At 41.2% G+C, this 26,057-nt stretch carries 27 protein-coding genes and 1 pseudogene; 15 read left to right on the top strand and 13 right to left on the bottom strand.

Annotated elements, in window-relative coordinates:
* Positions 1–12: 12 nt before the first annotated feature.
* The 3 genes from mlaD to mlaF are packed head-to-tail and all read right to left on the bottom strand — an operon-like array spanning position 13 to position 2,120.
* Positions 13–483, bottom strand: a complete 471-nt coding sequence (gene mlaD, locus AC0L4E_RS01370; RefSeq protein WP_220752102.1) for an outer membrane lipid asymmetry maintenance protein MlaD — start codon at positions 481–483, stop codon at positions 13–15.
* A gap of 37 nt (positions 484–520) precedes the next feature.
* A complete protein-coding gene (mlaE, locus tag AC0L4E_RS01365) occupies positions 521–1,306 on the bottom strand; it encodes a lipid asymmetry maintenance ABC transporter permease subunit MlaE (RefSeq protein ID WP_473677679.1) in 786 nt (261 codons plus the stop codon).
* A complete protein-coding gene (gene mlaF, locus AC0L4E_RS01360; protein ID WP_473677678.1) occupies positions 1,293–2,120 on the bottom strand; it encodes a phospholipid ABC transporter ATP-binding protein MlaF in 828 nt (275 codons plus the stop codon). The genes mlaE and mlaF overlap by 14 nt, the downstream gene beginning before the upstream one ends.
* A gap of 177 nt (positions 2,121–2,297) precedes the next feature.
* On the opposite strand from mlaF, the gene AC0L4E_RS01355 reads away from it, so the two are divergent.
* The 13 genes and pseudogenes from AC0L4E_RS01355 to AC0L4E_RS01295 all read left to right on the top strand — a co-directional run bounded on the left by AC0L4E_RS01355 (position 2,298) and on the right by AC0L4E_RS01295 (position 13,121).
* Positions 2,298–3,260: a calcium/sodium antiporter gene (locus AC0L4E_RS01355; RefSeq protein ID WP_473677677.1), complete on the top strand. Its 963-nt coding sequence runs from the start codon at positions 2,298–2,300 to the stop codon at positions 3,258–3,260.
* Positions 3,261–3,328: 68 nt separating this feature from the next.
* Complete coding sequence (locus AC0L4E_RS01350) at positions 3,329–4,306, top strand: KpsF/GutQ family sugar-phosphate isomerase (protein ID WP_473677676.1); 978 nt, start codon at positions 3,329–3,331, stop codon at positions 4,304–4,306.
* Between the two features lies 1 nt (position 4,307).
* Entirely contained in the window at positions 4,308–4,871 is a 564-nt protein-coding gene (kdsC, locus tag AC0L4E_RS01345) for a 3-deoxy-manno-octulosonate-8-phosphatase KdsC (RefSeq protein WP_473677675.1), read from the top strand.
* Positions 4,868–5,428, top strand: coding sequence for an LPS export ABC transporter periplasmic protein LptC (gene lptC / locus AC0L4E_RS01340; protein ID WP_473677674.1), 561 nt, complete (start codon positions 4,868–4,870; stop codon positions 5,426–5,428). The genes kdsC and lptC overlap by 4 nt, the downstream gene beginning before the upstream one ends.
* A gap of 34 nt (positions 5,429–5,462) precedes the next feature.
* Positions 5,463–5,945 (top strand): annotated as a pseudogene (lptA, locus tag AC0L4E_RS01335) (lipopolysaccharide transport periplasmic protein LptA); the annotation flags it as partial.
* A gap of 284 nt (positions 5,946–6,229) precedes the next feature.
* A complete protein-coding gene (gene lptB / locus AC0L4E_RS01330) occupies positions 6,230–6,961 on the top strand; it encodes an LPS export ABC transporter ATP-binding protein (protein ID WP_153915579.1) in 732 nt (243 codons plus the stop codon).
* 181 nt (positions 6,962–7,142) lie between these two features.
* Entirely contained in the window at positions 7,143–8,627 is a 1,485-nt protein-coding gene (locus AC0L4E_RS01325) for an RNA polymerase factor sigma-54 (protein WP_473677673.1), read from the top strand.
* Between the two features lie 24 nt (positions 8,628–8,651).
* Entirely contained in the window at positions 8,652–8,939 is a 288-nt protein-coding gene (hpf, locus tag AC0L4E_RS01320; protein ID WP_102528030.1) for a ribosome hibernation promoting factor, read from the top strand.
* Positions 8,940–8,941: 2 nt separating this feature from the next.
* Positions 8,942–9,385, top strand: a complete 444-nt coding sequence (ptsN, locus tag AC0L4E_RS01315; RefSeq protein WP_473677672.1) for a PTS IIA-like nitrogen regulatory protein PtsN — start codon at positions 8,942–8,944, stop codon at positions 9,383–9,385.
* A complete protein-coding gene (gene rapZ / locus AC0L4E_RS01310) occupies positions 9,382–10,227 on the top strand; it encodes an RNase adapter RapZ (RefSeq protein ID WP_473677671.1) in 846 nt (281 codons plus the stop codon). The genes ptsN and rapZ overlap by 4 nt, the downstream gene beginning before the upstream one ends.
* 14 nt (positions 10,228–10,241) lie before the next feature.
* Positions 10,242–10,508, top strand: coding sequence for an HPr family phosphocarrier protein (locus AC0L4E_RS01305; protein ID WP_473681456.1), 267 nt, complete (start codon positions 10,242–10,244; stop codon positions 10,506–10,508).
* A 278-nt stretch (positions 10,509–10,786) separates the two neighbouring features.
* The gene (mgtE, locus tag AC0L4E_RS01300) at positions 10,787–12,148 is read left to right on the top strand and encodes a magnesium transporter (protein ID WP_473677670.1); all 1,362 of its coding nucleotides are present in this window, start codon (positions 10,787–10,789) and stop codon (positions 12,146–12,148) included.
* Positions 12,149–12,953: 805 nt separating this feature from the next.
* Positions 12,954–13,121: a transposase gene (locus AC0L4E_RS01295; RefSeq protein ID WP_473677669.1), complete on the top strand. Its 168-nt coding sequence runs from the start codon at positions 12,954–12,956 to the stop codon at positions 13,119–13,121.
* 976 nt (positions 13,122–14,097) lie between these two features.
* Here AC0L4E_RS01295 and AC0L4E_RS01290 read toward each other — a convergent pair.
* Positions 14,098–14,823, bottom strand: a complete 726-nt coding sequence (locus tag AC0L4E_RS01290) for a hypothetical protein (RefSeq protein WP_473677668.1) — start codon at positions 14,821–14,823, stop codon at positions 14,098–14,100.
* Between the two features lie 223 nt (positions 14,824–15,046).
* Here AC0L4E_RS01290 and ubiD point away from each other — a divergent pair, with 223 nt between their 5' ends.
* Entirely contained in the window at positions 15,047–16,528 is a 1,482-nt protein-coding gene (gene ubiD, locus AC0L4E_RS01285; protein WP_473677667.1) for a 4-hydroxy-3-polyprenylbenzoate decarboxylase, read from the top strand.
* An 86-nt stretch (positions 16,529–16,614) separates the two neighbouring features.
* Entirely contained in the window at positions 16,615–17,313 is a 699-nt protein-coding gene (gene fre / locus AC0L4E_RS01280; RefSeq protein WP_473677666.1) for an NAD(P)H-flavin reductase, read from the top strand.
* Positions 17,314–17,438: 125 nt separating this feature from the next.
* Here fre and AC0L4E_RS01275 read toward each other — a convergent pair whose 3' ends face one another.
* From AC0L4E_RS01275 to AC0L4E_RS01235, 9 genes are all read right to left on the bottom strand, one after another.
* Entirely contained in the window at positions 17,439–18,728 is a 1,290-nt protein-coding gene (locus AC0L4E_RS01275) for a winged helix-turn-helix domain-containing protein (RefSeq protein ID WP_473677665.1), read from the bottom strand.
* Between the two features lie 188 nt (positions 18,729–18,916).
* A complete protein-coding gene (locus tag AC0L4E_RS01270; protein WP_473677664.1) occupies positions 18,917–19,738 on the bottom strand; it encodes an ABC transporter permease in 822 nt (273 codons plus the stop codon).
* 9 nt (positions 19,739–19,747) lie between these two features.
* Positions 19,748–20,650, bottom strand: coding sequence for an ABC transporter ATP-binding protein (locus AC0L4E_RS01265; RefSeq protein WP_473677663.1), 903 nt, complete (start codon positions 20,648–20,650; stop codon positions 19,748–19,750).
* A gap of 6 nt (positions 20,651–20,656) precedes the next feature.
* A complete protein-coding gene (gene nosD, locus AC0L4E_RS01260; RefSeq protein WP_473677662.1) occupies positions 20,657–22,024 on the bottom strand; it encodes a nitrous oxide reductase family maturation protein NosD in 1,368 nt (455 codons plus the stop codon).
* Positions 22,025–22,120: 96 nt separating this feature from the next.
* Positions 22,121–22,624, bottom strand: a complete 504-nt coding sequence (locus AC0L4E_RS01255; protein ID WP_473677661.1) for a nitrous oxide reductase accessory protein NosL — start codon at positions 22,622–22,624, stop codon at positions 22,121–22,123.
* Between the two features lie 105 nt (positions 22,625–22,729).
* The gene (gene nrfD, locus AC0L4E_RS01250) at positions 22,730–23,677 is read right to left on the bottom strand and encodes an NrfD/PsrC family molybdoenzyme membrane anchor subunit (protein WP_473677660.1); all 948 of its coding nucleotides are present in this window, start codon (positions 23,675–23,677) and stop codon (positions 22,730–22,732) included.
* A 1-nt stretch (position 23,678) separates the two neighbouring features.
* Entirely contained in the window at positions 23,679–24,386 is a 708-nt protein-coding gene (locus AC0L4E_RS01245; protein ID WP_473677659.1) for a 4Fe-4S dicluster domain-containing protein, read from the bottom strand.
* 69 nt (positions 24,387–24,455) lie between these two features.
* Positions 24,456–25,196: a tetratricopeptide repeat protein gene (locus tag AC0L4E_RS01240; protein ID WP_473677658.1), complete on the bottom strand. Its 741-nt coding sequence runs from the start codon at positions 25,194–25,196 to the stop codon at positions 24,456–24,458.
* Positions 25,197–25,272: 76 nt separating this feature from the next.
* Positions 25,273–26,046, bottom strand: a complete 774-nt coding sequence (locus tag AC0L4E_RS01235; protein ID WP_473677657.1) for an FKBP-type peptidyl-prolyl cis-trans isomerase — start codon at positions 26,044–26,046, stop codon at positions 25,273–25,275.
* Positions 26,047–26,057: the final 11 nt, after the last annotated feature.

Here is a 26,057-nt window from a genome sequence, read left to right as displayed (position 1 = left end):
TTGACTCTCCTATTAATCCTTTGAAGAAACGCTATAAAGTAACTGCCCAATCAAGTCCTCTAAAATCAGAGCTGAACGTGTGTCATGCACTCTGTCACCGTCACTGAGCATTTCAATGTCATCATCCATAAAACCAGGCGTCAGCCCTAAAAATTGCTCACCCAATAAACCTGAAGTTAAAATCGATAAACTGCTGGTTTCAGGAAATTGATCATATCGCTTATTCATCGTCAACGTGACCACAGGTACTAACTTTTTAGTGTCCAAGGTAATATCTGTCACTCGACCAACAACAACTCCTCCCACCTTAACAGGTGAACGAACTTTTAATCCGCCGATATTGTTAAACTCAGCTCTTAAAGTATAGGTTGCTTGATTGGGTTTGAGTTCAACATTGGCAACGTTAAACACCAGCACACAAAAAGCTACCAAACCCGATAGCAAAAACAACCCAACTAATAATTCTACTTTCCTTGTCAACATACGCTTCAACCACTTAATTAATGAATGCGAAAAAACCTTACTGACCAAACATAATTGCTGTCAGCAAAAAGTCGAGTGCGAGTACCGCTAAGCTTGCTTGAACAACTGTCGAAGTTGTCGCTTTACTAATCCCTTCAGGGTTTGGAGCAACTTCATAACCTCGGTATAAGGCAATCCAAGTCACTACAACACCAAATAGGACACTTTTGATTAAACAGTTCACAATGTCTTGGCGCCACTCAATCGACGCTTGTAGGATTGACCAAAAAGAGCCGCTATCAATGCCTTTCCATTCAACGCCCACTAGATGCCCACCTAATATCCCGACCAGACAAAACATCATGGTCAGTAAAGGGACACTTATTACTCCAGCCCAAAAGCGTGGCGCAATCACTTGTCTTAACGGATCCACAGCCATCATTTCTAAGCTAGACAATTGCTCGGTAGATTTCATCAAACCGATTTCTGCAGTCAGCGCAGAACCTGCCCGTCCTGCGAACAATAATGCAGTGACCACTGGGCCTAATTCCCGCAACAAACTTAGCGCTACCATGGGCCCTAGGCTTTCAACTGTGCCGAAATCTGCTAATACCGTATAACCTTGAAGCGCCAATACCATGCCGATAAAAAGACCCGACACAATAATAATCACCATAGACCGAACACCAAGCACATACATTTGCTTAGTCAATAACGGTAAGCCTTTGGCGATATTGGGCACGTTGATAATAGCGCCCCAAAGCATCAAACCCGCACGGCCTAATCCTGCTATAACATCTAGCGTATAACGGCCAATATTGGCAATATTATTAACTATTCCCACTTAGCATCTCCTGTTGATAGTCTTCAGCTGGGAAATGAAATGGAACAGGGCCATCTGGACGACCATTTATAAATTGTTCAATTTGTGGGTTATTTGATCCACGGAGCTCATCTGGCGTTCCTGAGGCAATCACTTTCTTTTCAGCGATGACATAAACGTAATCGGCAATGCTGAGTACCGCATCTACGTCATGAGAAACCACAACGGAAGTTAACTTTAAGGTACTAGAAAGCTCGCTGATGAGTTTAACTAACATCCCCATAGAAATCGGGTCTTGACCGGCAAAGGGCTCATCATAAAGGATCATTTCTGGCTCAAGGGCTATGGCACGCGCTAATGCAGCGCGTCTTTGCATACCGCCAGATAACTCATTGGGGTTCATGTGAGCAGCACCTCGCAAACCAACGGCTTGCAGCTTCATCATCACCACTTTACGAATAATGCTTTCAGGTAAACCTGAGTGTTCTCGCAGCGCAAATGCCACGTTATCAAACACATCCATATCAGTGAATAAAGCGCCGCTTTGAAATAGCATGCTCATGCGTTTACGTAGCTCAAATAATTGCTGACGTTTGAGTTGGTGAATATTTTCACCACTGAATAACACTTCACCACTGTCCGGTGTTAATTGGCCGCCAATCAGCTTAAGCAGAGTCGTTTTACCGATACCACTTGGGCCCATAATTGCTGTCACTTTCCCTTTAGGAATGCTCAAGCAAATATCATCAAAAATGACACGTGAACCACGATTGAATTTCATGTGACGAATTTCAACCAAAGGTGGAGATATGTTTAATAAACTAGGATCTGACATAGAGGAAATAATAGCCTTCCTGGCCCGTTAGATGTAGATCTGAATTGTACGAAATTGTGTAAGAACCTACAACAAATCAATCACCATGAGTTACAATCCACAACAATTATCGCATCAGCTCATATTTTTGTTAAAATTCTACATAAATATCGCTATCAACACATTTTTTGGAAAAACATGCTTTTTAATATCTTGATGCTAATCGCTGGTTTAGGCGTTTTAGTTTGGAGCGCGGACCGCTTCGTATATGGCGCAGCCGCGTTTGCTCGAAACCTTGGTTTGCCGCCAATGCTAATCGGTTTGACAATTGTGGCAATGGGTAGCTCGGCTCCCGAAATGTTTGTTGCTGCAACGGCATCAATGGAAGGGATGAGTAATACCGCTGTTGGTAATGTCCTTGGTTCTAACGTCGCTAACATCACTCTTATTCTTGGTATTACTGCATTACTTGGTGCCATTTCTGTTAGTTCACAGACCCTAAAACGTGAAATACCATTAATGTTAGCAGCAACCGTTTTAGCTGGTTATCTCATCCATGACGGCATGTTAACCCGATTTGAAGGCGTAATATTATTGGTCGCGTTTTTCGCCTTAATGGGCTATTTCATTTGGCAAGCCATGAGAAATAAACAAATTGATCCATTATCTGACGAATCTGATGCAGAGATCCCTAAAAATGTACCCACATTACATGCTATTATCTGGATCATTGTAGGCATGATACTGTTGCCGCTTTCAGCTGACTGGATGGTGACTGGCGCTGTCGGCATAGCCAAAACATTTGGACTGTCGGATTTAGTCATTGGTTTAACTATCATTGCTGTCGGCACTAGCTTGCCAGAGCTTGCTGCATGTATTGCAGGGGTACTTAAAAAAGAAGATGATTTGGCAATAGGTAATATTGTTGGGTCGAACTTATTTAATATTTTAGCGGTATTGGCAATACCAGGACTTATTGCACCTGGTGAGATTGATGCCCATGCCAGCAGTCGAGATTTTTATATGGTGCTGGGTACCAGTACCGCATTGGCTGTTCTAGTTTTATCCAGTGGCGCCAAAAAGCAGCTTACTCGCTGGCATGGCGCCATTTTATTAGTCGTCTTTATTGCGTACCAGATTGTCCTATTTCAATCTCAATAACGGGGCATAAAGATTTTTATCTCACCAATGCTAATGGTTGATTAGCATTGGAACAGAGCGAGAGACCTATGATAGATCAGAAACAATTGCGTCAGTGGGGCCGTCAGGTCATTGATATCGAGAAAACGGCTTTAGATAATCTATATCAGTACGTTGATTCCGATGCATTTGGACAAGCTTGTGAACTAATTTTGCAGTGCAAAGGCAAAGTTATTGTTATGGGGATGGGCAAATCTGGCCATATCGGCAATAAGATTTCAGCAACTCTAGCCAGTACCGGCACTCCTGCGTTTTTTGTTCACCCAGGTGAAGCAAGCCATGGTGACTTAGGCGCTCTCGCTAAAAACGATATTATTCTCGCCATCTCAAACTCTGGCGAATCAAGTGAAATCCTCACTTTACTGCCTGTCATTCAACGTATGGGCGTACCAGTTATTGCCATAACCGGTAAACCAGATTCGAATATGGCGCGTTTATCAAAACTACACCTTTGTATCGAAGTGCCAGAAGAAGCCTGTCCGCTTGGACTAGCACCAACATCCAGTACCACAGCGACATTAGTCATGGGCGATGCTTTAGCAGTTGCATTACTGCAAGCAAAAGGCTTTACCCGCGATGACTTTGCACTATCACATCCAGGTGGCTCTTTAGGGCGAAAACTACTGTTAAAAGTGTCGGATGTCATGCATCAAGGTAATGATGTACCTCAAGTTAACAGTAATGTCTGTATCACTGAATCTTTATACGAAATCTCAAATAAAGGTTTAGGTATGACAGCCGTTACCGATGATGACGGTAAACTTGTGGGTATTTTTACTGACGGTGATTTACGCCGAGTAATTGATGCCGAAAAGAATTTACGCACAACTGCCATTGCCGATGTGATGACCCCAAACTGTATTACAATTAGTGCAGATATTTTAGCAGCGCAAGCTCTACAAATAATGGATGAAAAAAGCATTAACGGCTTAATCGTTGTTGACAGCAATCAACACCCTGTCGGCGCACTTAACATGCTAGACATGGTCAAAGCAGGAGTCATTTAATATGTCAGATACACAAGTTCATCAAGGTTTATATGGCCCTGTTAGTGATGACATTTGGCAACGTGCTAAAAAAATCAAACTCCTCATCTGTGATGTTGATGGGGTATTTTCAGACGGCCGAATTTATTTAAGTAATGCCGGTGAAGAACTCAAAGCTTTCCATACTCGCGATGGCTATGGCGTTCGTTCAATATTAACCAGCGGCATTAACGTCGCGGTTATTACGGGGCGCAAATCAGCCATTGTTGAAAACCGCATGACCGCTTTAGGGGTTAGCCACATTTATCAAGGCGTTGACGATAAACTTACCCCATTTAAAGACCTGTTAAACATTTATAATGTTAATCCTGATGAAGTCGCTTATATCGGTGATGATATGGTCGACTTACCTGTCATGAAAGAAGTAGGTTTAGCTGTTTGTGTTGCTGATGGGCACCCATTTGTAAAACGTCATTGCCAGATGATTACCAGTATAAATGGCGGTAATGGTGCACTACGTGAGTTAACTGATTTACTATTAGTTAGCCAAGATAAGTTTGAATCGGCCCATGGAATGAGTATATGAGTCGCACCACACTAGCGATCATAGCCTTTTTCGGCGCTGCACTGGTTTTATATTGGCAAGTCCAAGTAAAACGCAGTGCCATGGAAGCAACAAAGCTGCCAGATCCTGCTCGTCCAGAATTTATCGCTAATGATTTACGCAGTACAGAATTTAACGAACAAGGTTTAGTGCAAAGCCGTGTTTCAGCAAAACACATGGAACACTTTCAGCAAACAAATGAAACCTTGTTCACTGAACCTGTTTATCTTGTCTATCCTGAAAACGGTGAAGCTGAATGGCAATTAACAGCTGATTTAGGCAAGCTTAATAAAGAGACTGGCAAAGTCGTACTGCAAAATAATGTTATTATTGATGCAATAAACATCAATGAACCAGTACAATCGCTAACAACAAGCATGTTGGCATTAGATTTGAACACCATGATAATGACGTCTGATCGACAAATTTATGTCTCAGGCCAAGACTTTAATATACAAGGCTTAGGCCTTTATGCTGATTTAAATGCCGAAGAATTAGAGCTTTTAAGTCAAGTAGAAGGAACGTATGAAGCAAAGTAAAAACCTTACTGTCTCACTACATAATTTTGTAAAGATGAGTCTAGTTGGAATAAGCCTAATTGGGGTCACTAGCGTAAGCGCAAAAGAAGGTGACTTACAGCAAGAACTAAAAGTCGCCGCAGTGAGCCAAAAAGCAGACATTAAAAATAACCAAGTTATTTTCTTTGGTCCTGTCACAGTGACACAAGGTACGATTAACATTAATGCCGATGAACTTCGTGCATTCAGTGCTGAATCCGGTGGCAAAAAAACCATGATTGCCACAGGTAATCCGGCAACCTTTTCCCAAGAATTAGACGACGGCCGGATTGGTACTGCAAGCGCAAATGAAATCAAGTATGAACTCGCTACCAGTATTTTGACTTTAAAAGGCAACGCAAAACTTGATCAAGCTGGCAGCCAAGTGACAGGTAACTTGATTAGCTACAATATTGATAAGCAACAATTAATTGCTGAAAGTACTGGTGACGGTAAAGATCGCGTTATTACGATTTTCCAGCCAGAGAACTACCCAGATTTAAATGATTCAAAAGGCAATTCAGAGCAGCCTGAATTAGAATCACCAAAAACTGAAGAGTCAGAAAAGCTCATTGAAGATCAAGCAGCATCAATCAATGAAGTGAAAACAGAAGCTAATAATGCTGAAATAACAGCGACTGAAGTAACTGATACAGAAGCTTCTACGCCTGTAGTCGAAGTGCCTGAAGCAAATGCAGACACTTCAATTGAAGGCCTGCAAATTGAAGACAAGCCAAGTACAGATTCATTACCTGAAACACCAGCGCTAGAGCAAACTCAATAATGACACAAATAACGTTAACAGCTGAAAACTTGGCAAAAAGTTATAAAAGCCGTCAAGTGGTTAAAAATGTCAGCCTGACAGTTAAAACCGGGCAAATTGTTGGGCTATTAGGGCCAAATGGTGCAGGTAAAACCACCACCTTTTATATGGTGGTTGGGTTAGTTAAAAGCGATAAAGGCCGGATATTAATTGATTCTGACGATCTCACCGCAGACCCAATGCACCTTCGTGCTCGAAAAGGCATTGGTTATTTGCCACAAGAAGCCAGTATTTTTCGAAAGCTGACTGTACACGATAATATTATGGCTGTACTACAAACTCGCAAGAGTTTAACCACAGAGCAGCGTATTGAAGAATTAGAGCACTTATTAGAAGAGTTCAATATCACCCATATTCGAGATAGCCAAGGCATGGCATTATCGGGTGGTGAACGTCGCCGAGTAGAAATCGCACGCGCATTGGCAGCCAATCCTAAGTTCATTTTATTGGATGAGCCTTTCGCAGGTGTTGATCCTATCTCTGTGATAGATATCAAGAAAATTATTCAACAATTAAAAAGTCGTGGTTTAGGTGTGTTAATTACAGACCATAATGTTCGTGAAACACTTGATGTGTGTGAGCGCGCGTATATTGTCAGCCACGGAGATTTAATTGCAGAAGGCACGCCTGCTGAAATCTTAGACAATCAGCAAGTCAGGTCAGTATACTTAGGTGAGCAATTCAAGCTATAGTTAGCATTCTTTAGTGCACAATATGGCATTTCGCGACCAGTATCAGTCCCACTTTTTAGCGCTATGTTCTAGACTCAACTTAAGCCAAGGTTCAGCTTAAGCCTAGAAGCAGTTTAAAAAGGTGCTAGACCCACACAATTGTTAGTCGCGATGATGAAATTCAATTAGGGATAAGCGGTAAATGAAAGCCTCACTCCAACTTAAAATGGGTCAACACCTGACAATGACCCCTCAGTTGCAACAAGCCATTCGCTTATTGCAACTTTCCTCATTGGAGCTCCAGCAAGAAATTCAACAAGCACTAGACTCAAATCCACTCCTTGAGCTCGAAGATGAGTTTGCTAAAGCAAAAGAACCTGTAAAAGAGAACGCCCAGCAAACCGATACTGATTTTAGTGACAACAGCCAAGTTACCGTTGAAAAAGACACCTCAACAGTTGATACCACAGAATCATTGACCAAAGAGTCAATGCCTGAAGATCTCCCAATGGACACCACATGGGATGAAGTTTATACCGCCTCTCCTAGCTCAGGTTCTGGGGCAGTTGCTCGTGATGACGATATGCCCTTTCAAGGTGAAACCACCGAAGGCCTTTATGAACATCTTGAGTGGCAAAAAAACCTTACCCCATTTTCAGAAAATGATTTGGTCATCGCCACTGCCATTATCGATGCAGTAGATGAGCGTGGTTATTTAACTCAAACCACCGAAGATATTTTACAAGCTTTAGGTCTTGAAGATATTGAACTCGACGAAGTTGAAGCCGTACTCAAACGAGTTCAGCATTTTGATCCTGTAGGCGTTGCAGCAAGAGATTTAAGTGAATGCTTAATGATCCAACTCGGGCAATACCCTGATGAGATCCCTTGCATCGACAATGTAAAATTGCTCATCGGTGAACACCTTGATTTAATTGCTGGTCGCGACTTTAGATTATTAATGCGTAAAACCAAGCTTAAAGAAGATGATCTACGTGAAGCGATTCAATTTATTCAAACGCTGAACCCTCGTCCAGGCTTACAAATCACTCCTATTAAAGATGAATATGTCATTCCTGATGTGACAGTGTTTAAAAAGAGTGGTCGTTGGGTCGTTGAATTAAATCCAGATAACATGCCAAAAATTGGTGTGAATCAGCAATATGCAGCTATGGCGAAAGGTTCTGCAAATCAGTCAGACAGCCAGTTTATTCGCGGCCATTTACAAGAAGCAAAATGGTTTATTAAGAGTATTGAAAGCCGCAATGAAACCTTATTAAAAGTGGCTAATTGCATTGTGCAATTCCAGCAAGGCTTCTTTGAGTTTGGTGAAGAAGCCATGAAACCAATGGTACTTAATGACATTGCTGAAGCCGTTGAGATGCATGAATCAACCATTTCTCGTGTTACCACTCAAAAGTACATGCACACCCCTCGCGGACTTTTTGAACTAAAATATTTCTTCTCTAGCCACGTTAGTACCGATGATGGCGGAGAATGTTCTTCTACTGCAATTCGTGCCTTTATTAAGAAACTTGTTGCAGCGGAAAACCAGAAAAAGCCACTTAGCGATAGTAAAATGGCGACGCTACTGGCTGAACAAGGGATTAATGTTGCTCGGCGTACGATCGCCAAATATCGTGAAGCAATGCTCATCCCTCCCTCAAACCAACGCAAGAGCTTATAAGCCTTTGTTATTGGAGGATGATCTATGCAAATTAACCTGACTGGGCACCATGTAGAAATCACGCAATCTTTACGTGAGTATGTACAAACTAAGTTTTCAAAGCTTGAACGACACTTCGAACAGATCAATAATGTACACGTTGTGCTCAATGTTCAGAAGCTGCAACAAATTGCTGAAGCAAAATTGCACCTCAAAGGAGGTGAAGTTTTTGCCGTATCTCAGAACGCAGATATGTATGTCGCAATTGACGCCCTGATAGACAAATTAGATCGTCAGGTAATTAAACACAAAGAGAAGTTAATTAAACACTAACGATGGAACTTCGTACCATTCTGCAGCCGGCGTGCACCTCCTGCGCCACGCCGGGCAGTAAGAAAAAAGTACTGGAACTTATCAGCGATTTAATGGCTGCCCAGTACCCAACCCTATCTTCACAGGCTATTTTTGAAAGTTTAATAGCTCGTGAAAAAATGGGTAGTACAGGTATAGGAAATGGCATAGCGATTCCCCATGGTCGATTAACTGATATCGAACAACCGATAGCAATTTTGATCAAGTGTGAAGAAGGCATCGAGTTTGATGCTATCGATAAAAAACCCGTGGATATATTATTTGCGCTGCTAGTTCCTTCTGATCAATGCCAACAGCATTTAAGTACGCTGTCGACGATGGCTGAAAAACTGAGCGATAAATTAATCCTTAAGCGACTTCGAAAGAGTCATGACGCTACAGAACTTTATCAGGTTATTACTGCATGAAACTTGTCATCGTATCAGGACGATCAGGCTCAGGTAAATCAGTTGCACTAAGGGTATTAGAAGATTTAGGTTATTACTGTGTTGATAACCTTCCTTTACCACTTATTGGCAGCTTACTTGAGCAGCTCAAAGGAAATAACGAACTTGTCGCTATTAGCGTCGACGTTCGAAATATTGAAGAGCAAGGTAAAGTGCTTAAAGAGCAAATAGCCTTATTATCTGATGATACGACCATCATTAGTTTATTCTTAAACTCAAATGATCAGGTTCTGCTTAAACGCTACAGTGAAACCCGTCGATTACATCCTCTTTCTAAGAATCAAATCTCGTTACAAGAAGCCATTCAGCTTGAAGGTCGATTACTCGAACCGATTGCTAAAATGGTTGATCACTACATTGATACCTCGCAATTGACCATTTATGATCTTAGCGATCAGGTCAGACAGATATTAATGGGCAGTGTTGATAAAGAGTTAGTGATTCATTTTGAGTCATTTGGCTTCAAGCATGGCATGCCAGCTGAAGCTGACTTTATGTTTGATGTGCGTTTCTTACCCAATCCACATTGGGAAACAGAGCTAAGACCGTTAACTGGCTTAGATCAGCCAGTTCAAGAATTTTTAGGCAGACAACCTCTAGTCAATAAATTCATTTGGCAAATTGAAAACCTATTTGAAACCTGGATGCCGCACCTTGAACGTAATAACCGTAGCTACTTAACCATAGCTATAGGTTGTACAGGCGGCCAGCATCGCTCGGTCTACATTGCCGATCAACTAACTAAACGCTTCAGTAATAGTAAGCATCAAGTCAGTGCTCGTCACAGAGAACTCAAACTGTGACATCCCCTGCGAGTATTTCAAAAGAAATTACTATCAGTAATAAACTCGGGCTCCATGCTAGAGCGGCCACCAAGTTGGCTATTTTAGCCACCGAGTTTGAAGCGAACATCACGCTTATCCAAGGCGAAAAACAAGCCAGCGCTGCGAGTGTATTAGGACTATTAATGCTCGAAAGTGGCATTGGTAAAGTCATCACTGTTGAAGCTAGCGGCGCAGATGCGCAGCAAGCGTTAGATGCGGTGTGTAAATTGATAAATGATAAGTTTGACGAAGAAAGCTAATTTTTCTCACTCTCAACCCTTTAGTTCAACCTACTATTTGGCTCTTGTTTCAGTTATCAATAAAACAAAATAAAAAACTAACAAATCACACTGGCAATACGACGACTTCTGCAGTTAATTCTCTTTATATTTGTTTTGTTCGCTATACTCATTAAAGTCTAACAAAAATCAATAAAGCGCTTAATTTTTATGCAGTAACTTATCAAGAAATAGAAACTGCTTCTCCCTTTCCACCCTGTTAAGTTAATATTGGCAATCGAATTTTTGAGGAGTGGCGAATGGGTATCGAAGTAATCGACAGCGAGCTTACCGAACAACGCCTAAATCAGCTGACCCAGGCATTGGGCAGCGGTATGTTTGTCCATGTAAGAAACATGCTACATGATATGGCAGCATCAGATGTCGCCCTCATTCTTGAATCTTCACCACCTAAAACTCGTCAAGTACTATGGCAACTTATTGACCAAGAGCAAGCGGGTGAGATCCTCGAAGAATTAGGTGAAGAACTTAAAGACTCCTTGATCAGTGGCATGTCACCTGAAAAAGTGGCTCAAGCAACGTCGGGTATGGATACCGATGATCTAGCCTACATTTTAAGAAGTCTCCCAGACGCCGTGTATAAAAAAGTACTGCAATCAATGAGCAGTCAAGATCGCCACCGCGTCGAGCAAGCATTATCTTACCCAGATGATACTGCTGGCAGTATCATGAACACAGATACTGTCACCTTGCGCCCTGACGTCAATATTGACGTAGTACTGCGCTACCTTCGCCAACGTGGAAACTTACCCGATACCACAGACACCTTGTATGTGGTTGATAGAAACGATCATGTACTTGGTGGTGTTAGGCTAGCTGATTTACTTACCTGTAATCCAAGTGAAACCATCCGTACCATCATGGATCCTGAGCTTGAAAGTATCCCAGTTGATATGCCTGACAATGAGGTCGCCCAGTTATTCGAGCGTCATGATTGGATCTCAGCTCCCGTGGTAGATGAAGAACAAAAGCTACTTGGGCGTATCACCATTGATGATGTCGTCGATGTTATTCGTGAAGATGCCGAACATTCCATGATGGGGATGGCAGGTATGGATGATGATGAAGATACATTCGGCCCTGTCATGAAAAGTACTTTCAGACGCTCTCTATGGCTCACCATCAACTTGTTTGCCGCTTTACTTGCTGCATCAGTCAGTAACATGTTTGAAGGCACCTTAGAGCAGTTTGCAACGATTGCGATCTTAATGACGATTGTACCTAGTATGGGCGGTGTGGCAGGCAATCAAACTCTCGCATTGGTTATTCGTGGTATCGCATTAGGTCATATCGGCCAAAGTAACTCTCGCTGGCTTATTGGTAAAGAGTTAGCCATTGGCTTCCTAAATGGGATCATGTGGTCAGTACTGGTATTTTTCGCGGTATGGCTTTGGAAAGATGACATTGCTTTAGGCGGCTTGATTGGTGGCGCGATGCTAATCAACATGACCGTAGCAGGCTTAGCTGGGGCGAGTATTCCATTGTTCCTTAAAAAGCTAAACATTGACCCTGCACTCGCTGGCGGAATGGTACTTACCACAGTCACTGATGTCATTGGCTTATTCGCATTCTTAGGATTGGCAACAATATTCTTGATGTAATTAGGGCCTGTTGATATTGCGTAGTTAAAACAATATATCGAACACAGAGCGCTAAATTAAATCCATGCAACTCAAGCAACTCTAAATGTAGCAAAAGGGGCATGGATTTTTTGTGTCTGCTGTTCAAGCCTCTAGTCCTATATAAAAAGCAAATACAATTCACGAGATTCCACTCTCAACTCTCAGCTTTATAGTGCTTTCATGCCAATATTCAGGTTCAAATTTCTGACACAAAGTTAGGTTACTATCATAGGCTAAACCCCTGGTTAATTCACTTTACCAATTTATCTTATATTTGCACCAAAAAAGAACCATTGCACCATGGTGAAGCATAACCACATTTTAGAGTTAACACTTTAAAAAATTAAACAATTGTTTTTAAACGAATAAATATTTATTTTAAAATTGGCACAAGTATTCCATATAGATATATACCACCTAAGGGGTAGTTTAATAATTGACCAATTTAGCGTGAATAGGGTAAGTTTTATAGCAGTACTTTTAGAACCTAGAGCATTTAAAACCTAGAGCATTTAAAACCTAGAGCATTTAAAACCTAGAGCATTTAAAACCTAGAGCATTTATAAGGAGAACAACATGGATCATTTAAAAACTATTTTTGAGCAATGCCAGTATCAATGGAACTTCTTTAATCATCTAGGTTTTAGCAGCTGGGATGTTGAAAACAACATCAATAAAAAATAGCACTTAGCAAACAGATTAATTTATCCACCTGACTTGGTGAACTCGATTAAGAAAGTGGAACAGACAATAGCAGTGACAAGTTAGAGCAGTAGGTAGCGTTATGACAACATTAAATAGAATCTATTCAAACGAGCTTAAACAGCAAGTGATCATAGAAGTTCAGCAACATAATCGATTAATTTCGGATGTCGCAAAGCAATACAGTGTGTCAGCTAAAACCATCTACCAGTGGGTAAGAAAAAAGATAATAAACTTGTATCGAATATGAAAAAAAGTGCCATTACAGCTGAAATTGCAAACTTACAACGTAAGCTAACGCAGCTAAATCAACAGCTTGTTGCAATTAATGGCAATTAACTCGTTTTAACGATGAATACAATTAGCATATTGGTTCATTAGCGGTTCAGGCAAGATAAGTGGCTTTAACTTTCGTCCCCCAGCGACAGTTAGATAAATTTAGTCACTTTTCTTGTCAATTTTATAGTGACAGTTCGAGCAGGTTGTTTGATTAATTTGCCTCGGACCTTCATTAGCGGTTCAGGCAAGATAAATGGCTTTAACTTTCGTCCCCCAGCGACAGTTAGATATACAGTCATTTTTCTTGTCAATTTTATAGTGACAGTTCGAGCAGATTGTTTGATTAATTTGCCTCGGACCATCATTAGCGGTTCAGGCAAGATAAGTGGCTTTAACTTTCGTCCCCCAGCGACAGTTAGATATACAGTCATTTTTCTTGTCAATTTTATAGTGACATTTGACCACTAAGTTAAGCGAGTTGGTTTAAAAGTCATTAGCTGTTCCGGCAAGATAGGTTGTTTTGATATTAATTTTCGGTCCCCAGCGAAAATTAATGAAATCACAGCTCTTCTTGTCAACTTATTAGGCTGAACTTAATGGTATAGGCATTCAGTTCATGCTTAACGTGTTACGACAAACTTACTTAACTTCTCATCGGCGTAAAGCGTTTGGGAAGGGATAATAAAAATATAAGTACAAGTAAGTTTGTCAGTTCATTCTTAATAATTGCTGTTGTTACCCCCATAAAACAACAGCGGCTATTTTGAAGTACGTTACAGGGAATAAAAACAACAATATGTAACGATAAAATGTCGGAAGACAATGCAACACAAAAGCCCTAATGAAATGGATTCATTAGGGCTTTTACCTTTCTAGACCAGTGGTTGTTAATTTGACGGTTATTAAATAAATCGAAGATAATCTACAATAATCTTAGTTCGATTCAATTACTGTGGCTGTGCTTCCAACACGACATAACGCTCTGTAGACCAATCAAAATAGTACTCCTTTCCTTCCCACTGATAAAATGTCTGCCCATCCCGTTGGATAACCCGCGCGTTTTCAGGTAACTGGGTTAATCCTTTAGCATATTCAATACTGGTTGTTGTCCGCTTAGCTGGCTCAACTTGCGTTACTGGCTCAACATAGTTAGATCTTGGCGCTGAATTATTCATGTACTGATTGCGCATATATTGATCGCGATAGTGACGATCGTAATAGTCATATCGATAAGGATAACGCCAGCCATTCCCCCATCTTCCACCCCAACCATTATAGCCCCATCGGTTATGCCATCGATTGTTCCAACCACTACTCCAGCCAATACCGACACTGGGTCCCCAATAATTGTTATAACCTACGCCCCACCTAACCGATGAACCCGAATGCCGAGAATAACGATCGCTCGAATGTCGACCAGTAGAATAGGAACCTTGATGCTTTGAGTTAGCATCAGCAGTCAGCTTTGATAATGGCTGAGTACTATAAACTTCAGCGTTGACCCCAGTAGCGTAAATAGTTAACACGATAGTTAAGATTAAAAATAAGGGGGAATAAAAACGAGAATGACTGCCAGCACTCGCGCTACTCAGGCTAAAGCTCGACGTAAACAAGTCAACTAAATCATGCTTAATTTGAAGCTTAAAAGGATGTCGATGAGCTAATGTTTTCATAGAATCGCTCCTTGGCTATATCTCTACCTATAAAGGAAAAGTCTTTTACTAGCCTTGTAATGCCATAAGCCATACTCAAAAGAATGTGCTAAGACAATGAACAAACTTAACTCATTTCAGTTTACCTCATAAAGGCGCTTAACCAATAATCTTGGCTTAACCCAATATTATAAAAATGCTATAGTGCGCCTCAAAGCGCTATTAATAAACGAGTGAATAAGCCATGAGTTTTAAGGATTTACGTAGCTTCATCGATCACCTAGAAACCAACGGTGAACTTAAACGTATTAGTTACCCTGTTGATCCCAATCTGGAAATGACTGAAATTGCCGATCGCGTATTGCGTTCAGGTGGTCCTGCCCTACTTTTTGAAAATCCAACAGATAACAGCATGCCTGTGTTAGTTAATCTATTTGGTACTCCCAAACGTGTTGCTATGGCACTGGGAAAAGAAGATCCATTAGCGCTGCGTGAAGTCGGTGAATTGCTTGCTTTCCTTAAAGAGCCTGAACCTCCAAGCGGTTTTAAAGACGCTATCGCTAAAATCCCTAAATTCAAGCAAGCCTTGAATATGCCACCTAAAACCGTGCGTAACCCTCCTTGTCAGGAAGTGGTTATAACCGGTGATGATGTTGATTTAACCAAATTACCTGTCCAGCATTGCTGGCCTGGCGATGTAGCACCATTAGTGACTTGGGGACTGACCATCACTAAAGGCCCTCGCCAAAAACGTCAAAACTTAGGCATTTATCGCCAGCAGTTACTGGGTAAAAATAAGCTAATTATGCGCTGGCTTGACCATCGCGGCGGCGCATTAGACTTTAAAGATTTTAAAGAAAAACACCCAGGTGAGCGCTACCCCGTTGTTGTGGCTTTGGGCGCAGATCCAGTCACTATTTTAGGGGCAGTCACCCCTGTTCCTGATTCTATGAGCGAATACGCATTTGCAGGACTACTTCGCGGCGAACGCACTGAAGTATGTAAAGCATTAAGCTGTGATTTAGAAGTACCGGCCACCAGCGAAATCATTTTAGAAGGTTATATAGACCCAGAAGAAATGGCAGAAGAAGGCCCTTATGGTGATCACACAGGTTACTATAACGAGACTGACAAATTCCCTGTGTTTACCGTTACCCACATGACACAACGTAAAGATGCCATTTATCACAGCACCTACACTGGCCGTCCGCCTGATGAGCCAGCCATGCTAGGTGTTGCACTTAACGAAGTCTTTGTGCCTATTCTACGTAAGCAATACCCTGAAATAATCGACTTTTACCTGCCGCCAGAAGGCTGTTCGTATCGTATGGCGGTGATTTCTATCCGTAAGCAATACGCAGGACATGCCAAACGCGTGATGATGGGAGCATGGTCGTTCTTACGTCAGTTTATGTATACCAAGTTCATCATCATTGTCGATGAAGATGTCAATTGTCGAGATTGGCAAGATGTTATTTGGGCCATTACCACCCGTATGGATCCGACTCGTGACACCGTCATGGTGGATAACACTCCAATTGATTACTTAGACTTTGCCTCACCTGTAGCAGGCTTAGGTTCAAAAATGGGCTTAGATGCAACCAATAAGTGGCCAGGTGAAACTGACAGAGAATGGGGTACACCAATAGTGATGGATCCTAAAGTGAAAGAAAAGATTGATCATATTTGGGAAGAATTAGGTATTGATGACACTCCAACGCTATAATGGTGATCTATATCACACTAGCTTGACCTAGAACCCACATATAAAAAGAAATTACCCTTCATAGAAAGGGCTACAAAGGACGTTAGATGAACACCATTCGCTGTAAAGTTGAAAAAGTCACCGCGTTTAATGACGCTGTTTTTCAGGTATTTCTTAAACCTGAAGTGACTTTTGAGTTTCAAGCTGGGCAATACTTATCGATTGTGATGGGAGAAAAAGACAAACGTCCTTTCTCAATAGCATCGGCTCCAAATGCTGAATTGCTTGAACTACATATTGGCGCAGCAGTATCTGAAAGCTACCCAATGCAAGTGGTTGAGCGTTTAAAAACCCAAGAGTTCATTGATATTGAAGCGCCAGCTGGTAATGCTTTTTTACGCTCAGACAGCAAACGTCCGCGTATCATGGTTGCAGGCGGTACAGGTTTTTCTTATATCAAAAGCATCATTGAGCAACAAATTGCTTTAGGTCAAACAACTCCAACTCAATTCTATTGGGGTTGCCGTACTGAAGATGCCATGTACTACCAAGCCATTGCTCGTCAATGGCACGCTGATAACAACTGGCTTGAATTTATTCCGGTCGTTGAAGAAGCACCAGCTAATTGGAATGGCAAACAAGCTAACTTGCTTGAGCAAATCAAACAAGACTATGTCAGCTTAGTGGGTTATGACATCTACATTGCAGGTCGTTTTGATATGGTCGGTGCAGCACGTGAAGTGTTCCGTGAAATGGGTGTAGATGAAGCACACTTATTTGGAGATGCATTCGCATTTATCAAATAACGCATAGTTAATACTCACTTTTCGCAAATACATACAAGCGTAGACACTAAAAAGCCGACTTTTATCAGTCGGCTTTTTGTTATGTATTTTGTTATTTTTGCTGTAATACAATCATCAATGAATCACTAAAAATGTACTTTCTCATACTTAGACCAAGCCACTAGCCCGCCCATGAATGGGAAGATCCATACCGCAGTATTATCAGTTTGATGGACTCTAAAAAACACCATTTGAGTCTCTTGAATATCGACTCGACGTATTTCACGGTAAAAGCGCATGGCTGACGGCGTAACAAAATCAGGTTTAATAAACTCTTTCTGCTCAATTTTGGTATAAAATACATCAACATCGTATTCACCAATTTGCTGCTTGTATTGGTTGAATGTGCCGCGAGTTTTCCATCTGATTGGGGTTGTTAGGCAGTCTTCATCAGTAATACAAGTAGTGGTATAAATCTGGCCACTTTTATCGCTTTCGTAAACTAAAGACAAACTAAAGTCACCTCGAATCAGTTTCTCTTCAGCAATAGGGAAATACACATCGGCGTGATAATGGTGCTCAACAATTTTACCATCAAAATTTTCGACGCTAGTTTGCGGCACTAACACGCGGTTGTAGCGAATGCGCTCTTCCATGGTTTTACTGAGCGGCACAAACTGTTGCATATTTAAACCAGCAGGCTCTGGTGACAATGAATTAATGTTTATGATGCCTTTACCATCACAATCATTCAGTGAGTAACCAGGACATGATGCAAATGAGTAATTACTGCCATTGGTCAGCGCAAAAGCACTAAAGCCTTTTAAACCACTCACGATATTGCTTTCAGGAGCAAGATGCTTTTGCCATTTAGAGCCATGTAGTTGATCAGTATTGTTTTTGTATAGCAAGATGGCACTTTCTTTTACCCCACCAATATTAAGCTCTACTTGCTTATCACTGCTCCATAAGGAGGTTTGCTTTAACACCTTATGATATTCACATTGATACCAAGCGAATATAAGCAATCCAATAGCAATCAGCGCACCGACAATTTTTACCATTACGCTAACATCTAAAAATGCCGCTCGAATAGTGTCACTGTCGGTTAATGACACCATTTTGACATGGCTACGCTCATTAATGTGCAACTGGTAACCGCGTCTTGCAACTGCTTTTAAATGAATTTCTGAGAAAGGCTCTAGCTTGCGGCGCAATGTACTAATACATTGGGTTAATGATGTAGGTGCAACTACTCTATCAGGCCAGCCTTCGGCCAGTAATTGCTCTTTAGTCCAGATTTCTTCGCTATTATCTAATAGTTTTATGAGTACAGCATTTTCAGAAAAAGTCAGTGAGGTCTTTTCATCATTTAGATGATTAATCAACTGCTTGGCTGAAGTATCAAGTGTTAAATATGACGTTATTTTTAGCACTGCCTGCACCTAAATTTATACTATTAATCCAATATTGAATCTCAAGAGCATAATCTAATTCTACTCAAAAATATGTGATTACCTGCTCAGTCTTAATAAATTTAACACCATATAATACAGTAACTTATATAAGTTAGCTGTCACATCACATATTTATATAATTCGAATGGCTGACACAGTAAACACTACTACAAACGCTTACAATGAAATAACCCCATAGCGAAAATCGTCATAAAACTCACCCAAGCCAGTAGAGCACCATATAAACTCGATAATGGCCATTGGATCAAAGCAGCTAAACTGTCAGCGCTATTGAGTTGCGGCGCAGCCACTAGCATCAAAGCGCGGAAAATATCACTTGGATTAAGTAGTATCAGAATTTGTAATAATTGATTGGAGAGGTTCGCTGTTTCAGCCACCATTAGCGTCAGTAAAACAAGGTCATATACCAAAACGACTGCGACCCAAATAAACAATAAAATCGCAATGGCTTTGGCTTTCTCAACCACTTGTAAACTCACAACGTAGCCTACTAAGACAAAGCACATGCTCAGTAAAATACTACTGACAATTAAGTGGCTAAATAACGGCAATAGTAATGAAATAGCCGTGCCAGCAAACAGATGAATAAGTGCTGCAGTTAAGCCAAAAGAAAACACGATGGTACAAGCCAGTACCGCAATATGGCCGACAAACTTACCCAATAAAATCTGATTGCGACTCAATGGGTAAGACAATAGTAACAGTAAGGTACCTGATTCTTCCTCGCCAATAAAACTGTCATAGCTGAGTAATATTGCAGTTAAGGGTAAAATAAATACCCCAACCGAGCTTAAACTTGCCATTAGCATGGGTAACTCGGGGATGACTAACTGTCCGCTGACTACTGAACCCGAAAAGGTAATTAATAGCGCTAAGCTCGTGAGAATCAAACCGATAAACACAACCCAACGGTTTCGAAAGTTGTCTTTAATTTCTTTACTGGCGATGGTTAAAATGGGTGTAAACATCTCAATTCCTCAAGCAGCATTTAGCTGACGGTTATTCATGCAATGATGATAAATATCACTTAAGCCAGGTTCTTCAATAGAGAAGTTATAAACGCCACAATGCTGGGTGAGATACTGCACGACTCTGGGTTTATCTACCTGATGAATCAACAATTGATTATTCACCGCCAACGTATTTAAAAACTCATCCTCTGCTATAGCTTGATTAATTTCCTCTCCTTTAAACAACACTTTTAAGTCGGTTGATTGGCGCAACGTCTCTAAACATCCAGAGGCTAACTCCTTGCCGTCAGCCATGATAAAAGCACGATCAATATTATCTTCAACCACGGCCAACTCATGGGTACACACTACAATGGCGCACCCTTGACGTTTTAATTCATCAATCTTGTGATACATAAATAATGAAGCCTGAGGATCAAGCCCCACAGTAGGTTCATCAAGTAGTAAAATGTCAGGAGATGACAATATTGCTTGGGCAAAACCTAGACGCTGCTTCATGCCTTTTGAATAGCTTTTAACCGGATTATCTTGCGCATGCTCAAGGCCAAATTCGGCTAACACCTTAACGACATTACGCTTATCAATGCGCTTTAACGCGGCAAAGTAATTCAATACCTCTTTGCCGGTTAACTTTTCATATAAACTGATATTTTCAGGCAGGTAACCTAGATTGATCTGACGGCGATCTTTCTCGTGTGTCACCGTTTTACCCATCATGCTAATACGACCAGATGTTGGTTTAACTATGCCTAACAGCATTTTTATCAAGCTAGACTTACCTGCACCGTTATGGCCAAGCAAAGCTAACGTTTCCCCCGCATGCACCTGTAAACTAATATCGTCGACGGCATTAAATTCACCGTACTGTTTAATGAGGTTCTGAACCTGAATAACTGAACTGCTTGGCATAAAAACCTACTTACTTAACGAATGCTCAGAAGACTGAGTGGTAGAAACCATGTTTGAATGACCAGATGGGTAATCTGCTAATTCAGCGGCATAACCAATATTGGAATTTGCAGTTGGACTCATCATTGGATAGCTGTCCATCACACCTGCTTCAGGCATTATTTGAAATTGCTGCTGAGTCCAGCGCAGCAAAGAAGCCACAGGACTTTTCAATAAAAAATGCGCTTCAGGATATAACCAATACAAACGATCTAAATGATCGCTTGGCTGATAAGCTTGCTCGCTAACCCCATCACCTGAACGATCCCAACCAATAAACCCGCTCCAATAATTCCCTTGCTCTTTATGACTCCATTCAACAACCGTATCGCCGACGTACTTCACCTGAGCTTGATTATTAATAAACTGATTGCGATATATTTGATTACCTTCACCGCCCATCGCCATGTATATGCCAATTTCGCTATTGGCAAATTCATTGTCATAAACACGGTTATCACGGGCGCCATAAATGAACATGCTTTTACCTTCATCGCCCGTTGGCATCTTAGGGTTTGCATTAACGATATTATTCACTTGATTGGCATGTACGTCTGAATCGTTGGTCATGTTTAGCAACACACCAAATGTCGCAGCATCAATAACTTGATTATGATGCAGATTGATCCGCTTAGAATTCATTAATGCGTAACCACCATCGACTTTTGTGGCTGCATTATTAAAGGCTTCGTCATCTTCGGTATACATGTAATGAATACCGTATTGCTGTTTAGAAAATTGATTATTAGTGACTAAACTATGTTTACCTGACTCTAGATAAACGCCATCTCTTACATTTTTAATCATATTGTCATTGATAACAGCATGGTCCACGCGTTTTAAATAGATGCCATCGCCCCTATCTAACACAAACATTTGTGAATTCCCTTGGATGCGGTTTTGAGATATCTCAATATGATGAGAGTTATCAGCCCTGACCCCAAAGCCATTACCTGTTAAGTCATTATCCAATATAGACACTTGAGTCACGCCGTCATTAAGTAAGATACCTGCGTTTAACTCATACTGTTCTGCGCCCCAATTAACAATCGAGAGCTGTTTAATAATGACATGACTGGTGGCAACGGTAATAGCACTACCCGTACCTTGGGCATCAATAACGGTATCTTCCTGACCGATTAATGTAAGAGGTTTATTAATGGTGACATTGCCCTGGTAAACCAGATTATCGAGCACTAAGGTATCGTGGGGCTTGGCCTGATCAATCAGATACTGAAGTTGTGTTTCATCATGTGCAGAAATTTGCTCAGCAAAGCCAAAAGGTGTGACAACCACGCCTATCATTAGCCAAGATTGAAGAACAAATTTTTTCATCTCATTTCTCACTTTAGAGCAAACTATAACGGTAACTTTCAAAAACCTGTGACGATAAAACTAATAATTTGAGCGTATATCCATATTCTCAATATTTTAATGGTGGTCCATACCTTCGCCCAATAACTCAATAGTGATGTCATCAAACTCTAAAACTGCGCCGCCATATTCATTAGCAAACTTTTCAGCAGCTTCTACTGTGCTAAATGATGCTACAGCTGGGCCCATAACCGCTTGACGACTGGTACCGTAAACATAGGTTGCTGTCTTACCATCAATGAAGTGCTCATCTTGAGGATTCTCCCAAGACGTAGCCGCCATATCATGCACCCAGACTTGGTTAACTTGGCGTGCATTTTCTGGCTGAAGCAAGAAACTAAACATATCTCTTGTTGAGCAAAAAGATGGATTATTCTTTACATTTCCTAACTGTAACTGACCTTTAGGTCCTGGGTATTTAGTGATCATCATGCCGCACATATGGCAGCGATCATGTTCATGTATTCCATGGGCGTGACTATCAATCTCGGCCACGACATTTTCTGGACTACAAGCAAATAACAATGGCACCAATAACAATATCGATAGTATTTTCTTCATTTCAACTTCCAACTAAAACACAGAATAAAACATTAACTTTAAAAAGAATCACCCTTAAAAATAACTAAGGGAAGTCATGCGGCTTAAGGGTGATTCTGGCAAACATTAAATCGCGTAGGTTTGTCCTGCATACAGAATAAACAAACGTAAACACATCATGCCGCTAATGACACAAACCCCAGATAAGTAAAAGGCTTTAGCTGAATGACTAAAGGTTTTACCTGTGGCGAAGTTAAGCAAGATAGGCCCTAAGAACCCAACACCTACAACACCAATCCAGAATAGATTTGCCCACACGCCAGATGTAAATGCTGCAAAGGCTGATTGTGCGCCTGCATTACCTGTCGCAAGTGACATAGCAATCATGCAAATAAACAAAATTTCCGCAATCATGATTGGCCATTCAGCCCCATGAAGGATTTTAAGTTCACTGCTGTGCATGTCTTCTTTGAACAAGAATACTGACAACATTTTTGACGCTGCAGCTCCCGCAGATACACCAGACGCAATAAATAAAGCAGGCAGTACTGCTGTATTAATTAACGGGAAACGGATTAACGCAGAAATCAAGAAACCAGTATAAGCACACACTGATGCCGCTAAAATTAACGCCACAACCTCGCAAGGTTTGCGAACAGGTTTTAGCATATTAATGATTGGCAACAAGATCCTTAACGCAGGAATCGATTTGATTTCATCTTCAAATGCATACAAACACAGTACAGCGGTCAGCGGGATATACACACACAGTGCAATAACCCCAATAGACATCACTGATGTGAAGTTGTAAAACACAAGAATACGCCAGAAAAACAATGGATTAGTTAAATCTAAAACTAGACATAACATCCCCAATGCAATCGTAACGAATGAAATTAAGCTCGCTGCTTTGTAAAGCGGAGTATTTGCGGTTTGTCCTTTAAAGAAGCGAATTGCTAACGCAACCACTAAAGCGCCACCCGAAATACCGGCTAAGAAAAGGTAAATAGCGATTGGCCATGGCCAAGCAACCCCTTCAGATAGCCCCATGGTAAACTCCATTGAACCGTCCATCTTATACCCCCAACTTAACAACTGGAATGTAACGAAGGCTTGGTTCAGTACCAAACTGCGGCTTCATGCGGACAGAGTCTTTTACCGCTAATAACTTATTAACGTATGAATTAGGATCATTGGCATCGCCAAAGATCAATGCATCATATTTACACTGTTGCACACAGGCAGGTAACTCACCTTTCGATAACTTAGTGTCTAAACAGAAATTACAGTTATCAGCGACATCAGTCTCTTCATTGATAAAACGTGCGTTGTATGGACAAGCGCCAATACAGTATTTACAACCCGCACACTTGCTCGCATCCATAGTGACGATCCCAGTTTTAGGATCTTTATGAGCCGCACCTGTTGGACAAACACTGACACATGGAGCACTTTTACACTGCTGGCATGAAACGCGTACAAATTTACGTTCGCAGTTACATGAATCTTTGCCGCAATGAGGACAAGTTTGCCCTTCAACACCGCCAGATTGATGCTCCATTAGTACTTTAGATACGCCATCAGGTAAGTTGTTTGCGACATTACATGCCTCTTTACACTCGCCACATCCGACACATTTATTTTGATCAAACACCATGACGTAATGAGGTTTATTGGCATCTTCATTGTCATCTTTAACCGAGGTACACCCCATAGGGCCCAAGATTAAAGAAGCAGCTCCAATACCTTTTAGAAACCTCCGTCTCTCTATATTTTCACTCACAACATCCTCCCTAGTTCAGCCTTAGCTGACTGGTTTTTTATTGGTTCGCTGCAAATTCAAACGACGAAATTAACGACTCAATTCATCCAATTTAAATTCGGCTTTCATAATTGCATTATTAATAGATTGTCTATTAAAGGGCTGGGTTTGGTTGGATAGTAAGAGACGCCAATGCTCAATTGCGTTGGTATATTCACCATTAAGAAAAGCATCAGTTGCGAGCAACATGCGAGTATTCAGTTCGTCGGTTTGTAACGTCAATGCACGACCAATGATCTGCTCAGTCTCAGGTAAAAACTTGCGATCATCGCGGTAATACATTGAAGTTGCCTGTAAACCTAATAACGTGGCATCTTCACCCACTACATTAATAAGCTGAGTTAGCGTCGCCACAGAGTCAGCGTACAAGCCACCTTCTGCATATGACTGCGCTAATGCCATCAATGCCATCTCATTCTCTGGTTGTTGCTGTACTTGGTCACGGCCTTTAGTAATATTGGCTGCAAGTAAGTAATCCACAGAATCATCAACTATCCCTTCGTCCCAACCATTGAAGTGTCCTCCACTGGCATATATAGATAACGAAAAGATCAATACAGTGACCGACATCCATAATGGATATTGATACGACCCAGCAACGTTGAACTCATCATGTTCAAAGGACTGCTCAGCGTGATTACCTTCGGTCACTCTATTGGTTTGTTTCATCACAGCGCTGCTCAAATTACGGTTATATACGCTGTGATGAATCCAGAAGAGTCCGATAAATATACTCAGACATACTGCGATACCTAAGGCCAGAATATTCATAAGTTTCTCTTCTTTCTTAAATTCGATTGGTGACTATTGACTGGGGTATCAGTCAATAGTCGTAATTAATACAGAGTTAGTGAGAACCTATTGCGCCATTCATGCCCATGCCGCTAAGGCCCATGCCTTTAGCGTTATCACCTGGTTTTTCAGACTTCACTAATTCCACTTCAAAAATAATTGCTGTGTCGCCAGGGATGTCACCTGCGCCATCTTTGCCATAAGCTAAATCAGATGGGATAGTTAAACGGAAAGTCGAACCTTCAGGCATTAAACGTAGACCTTCTTCCCAACCTGGAATCGCTGTTAATAAAGCAAAGCGAACAGGTTCTGCAGTTTCATCAAATACAGTGCCATCAACCAGCGTGCCTTTGTACTTCACCGTCACCACATCTTCTGCTTGTGGCTTAACACCAGTCCCCATAGTGATGACTTCATATTGAAGGCCTGAGTCTGTAATAATTACGCCTTCTTTGTCTTTATTTTCAGCCAGAAACGCATCACTTGCTTGTTTACTTTCCAGTGCAATTTGCTTCATTTTTTGCGAACTTAATAAATTAAGTAATTCACTACGTTCGTTTAGGTAAGTAACCACTTCTTCATCTGACATTTTTTGCTGATTTTTAAGGGCATCAATCACACCTTCAACCACAGAATCCATATTAATTTCAGCGCCCAATTCCGTTTGTGAATACACTTGGCTTGATAAATAGTTGCCAATTGAAGCCCCCATACTGTATGACTGCTTATCAACAGCGCTTTCAGTGCTATTTGATGCAAAAGCGCTTACTGATAAAGCCAGTGACATACAAGTTGCAATGGCGATGGTGCTTTTTTTAATAAATTTCATTTGATACGCTC

The organism is Shewanella sp. GJ50-10 (assembly GCF_055808815.1).
This window is presented reverse-complemented; position numbering and strand designations above follow the sequence as displayed.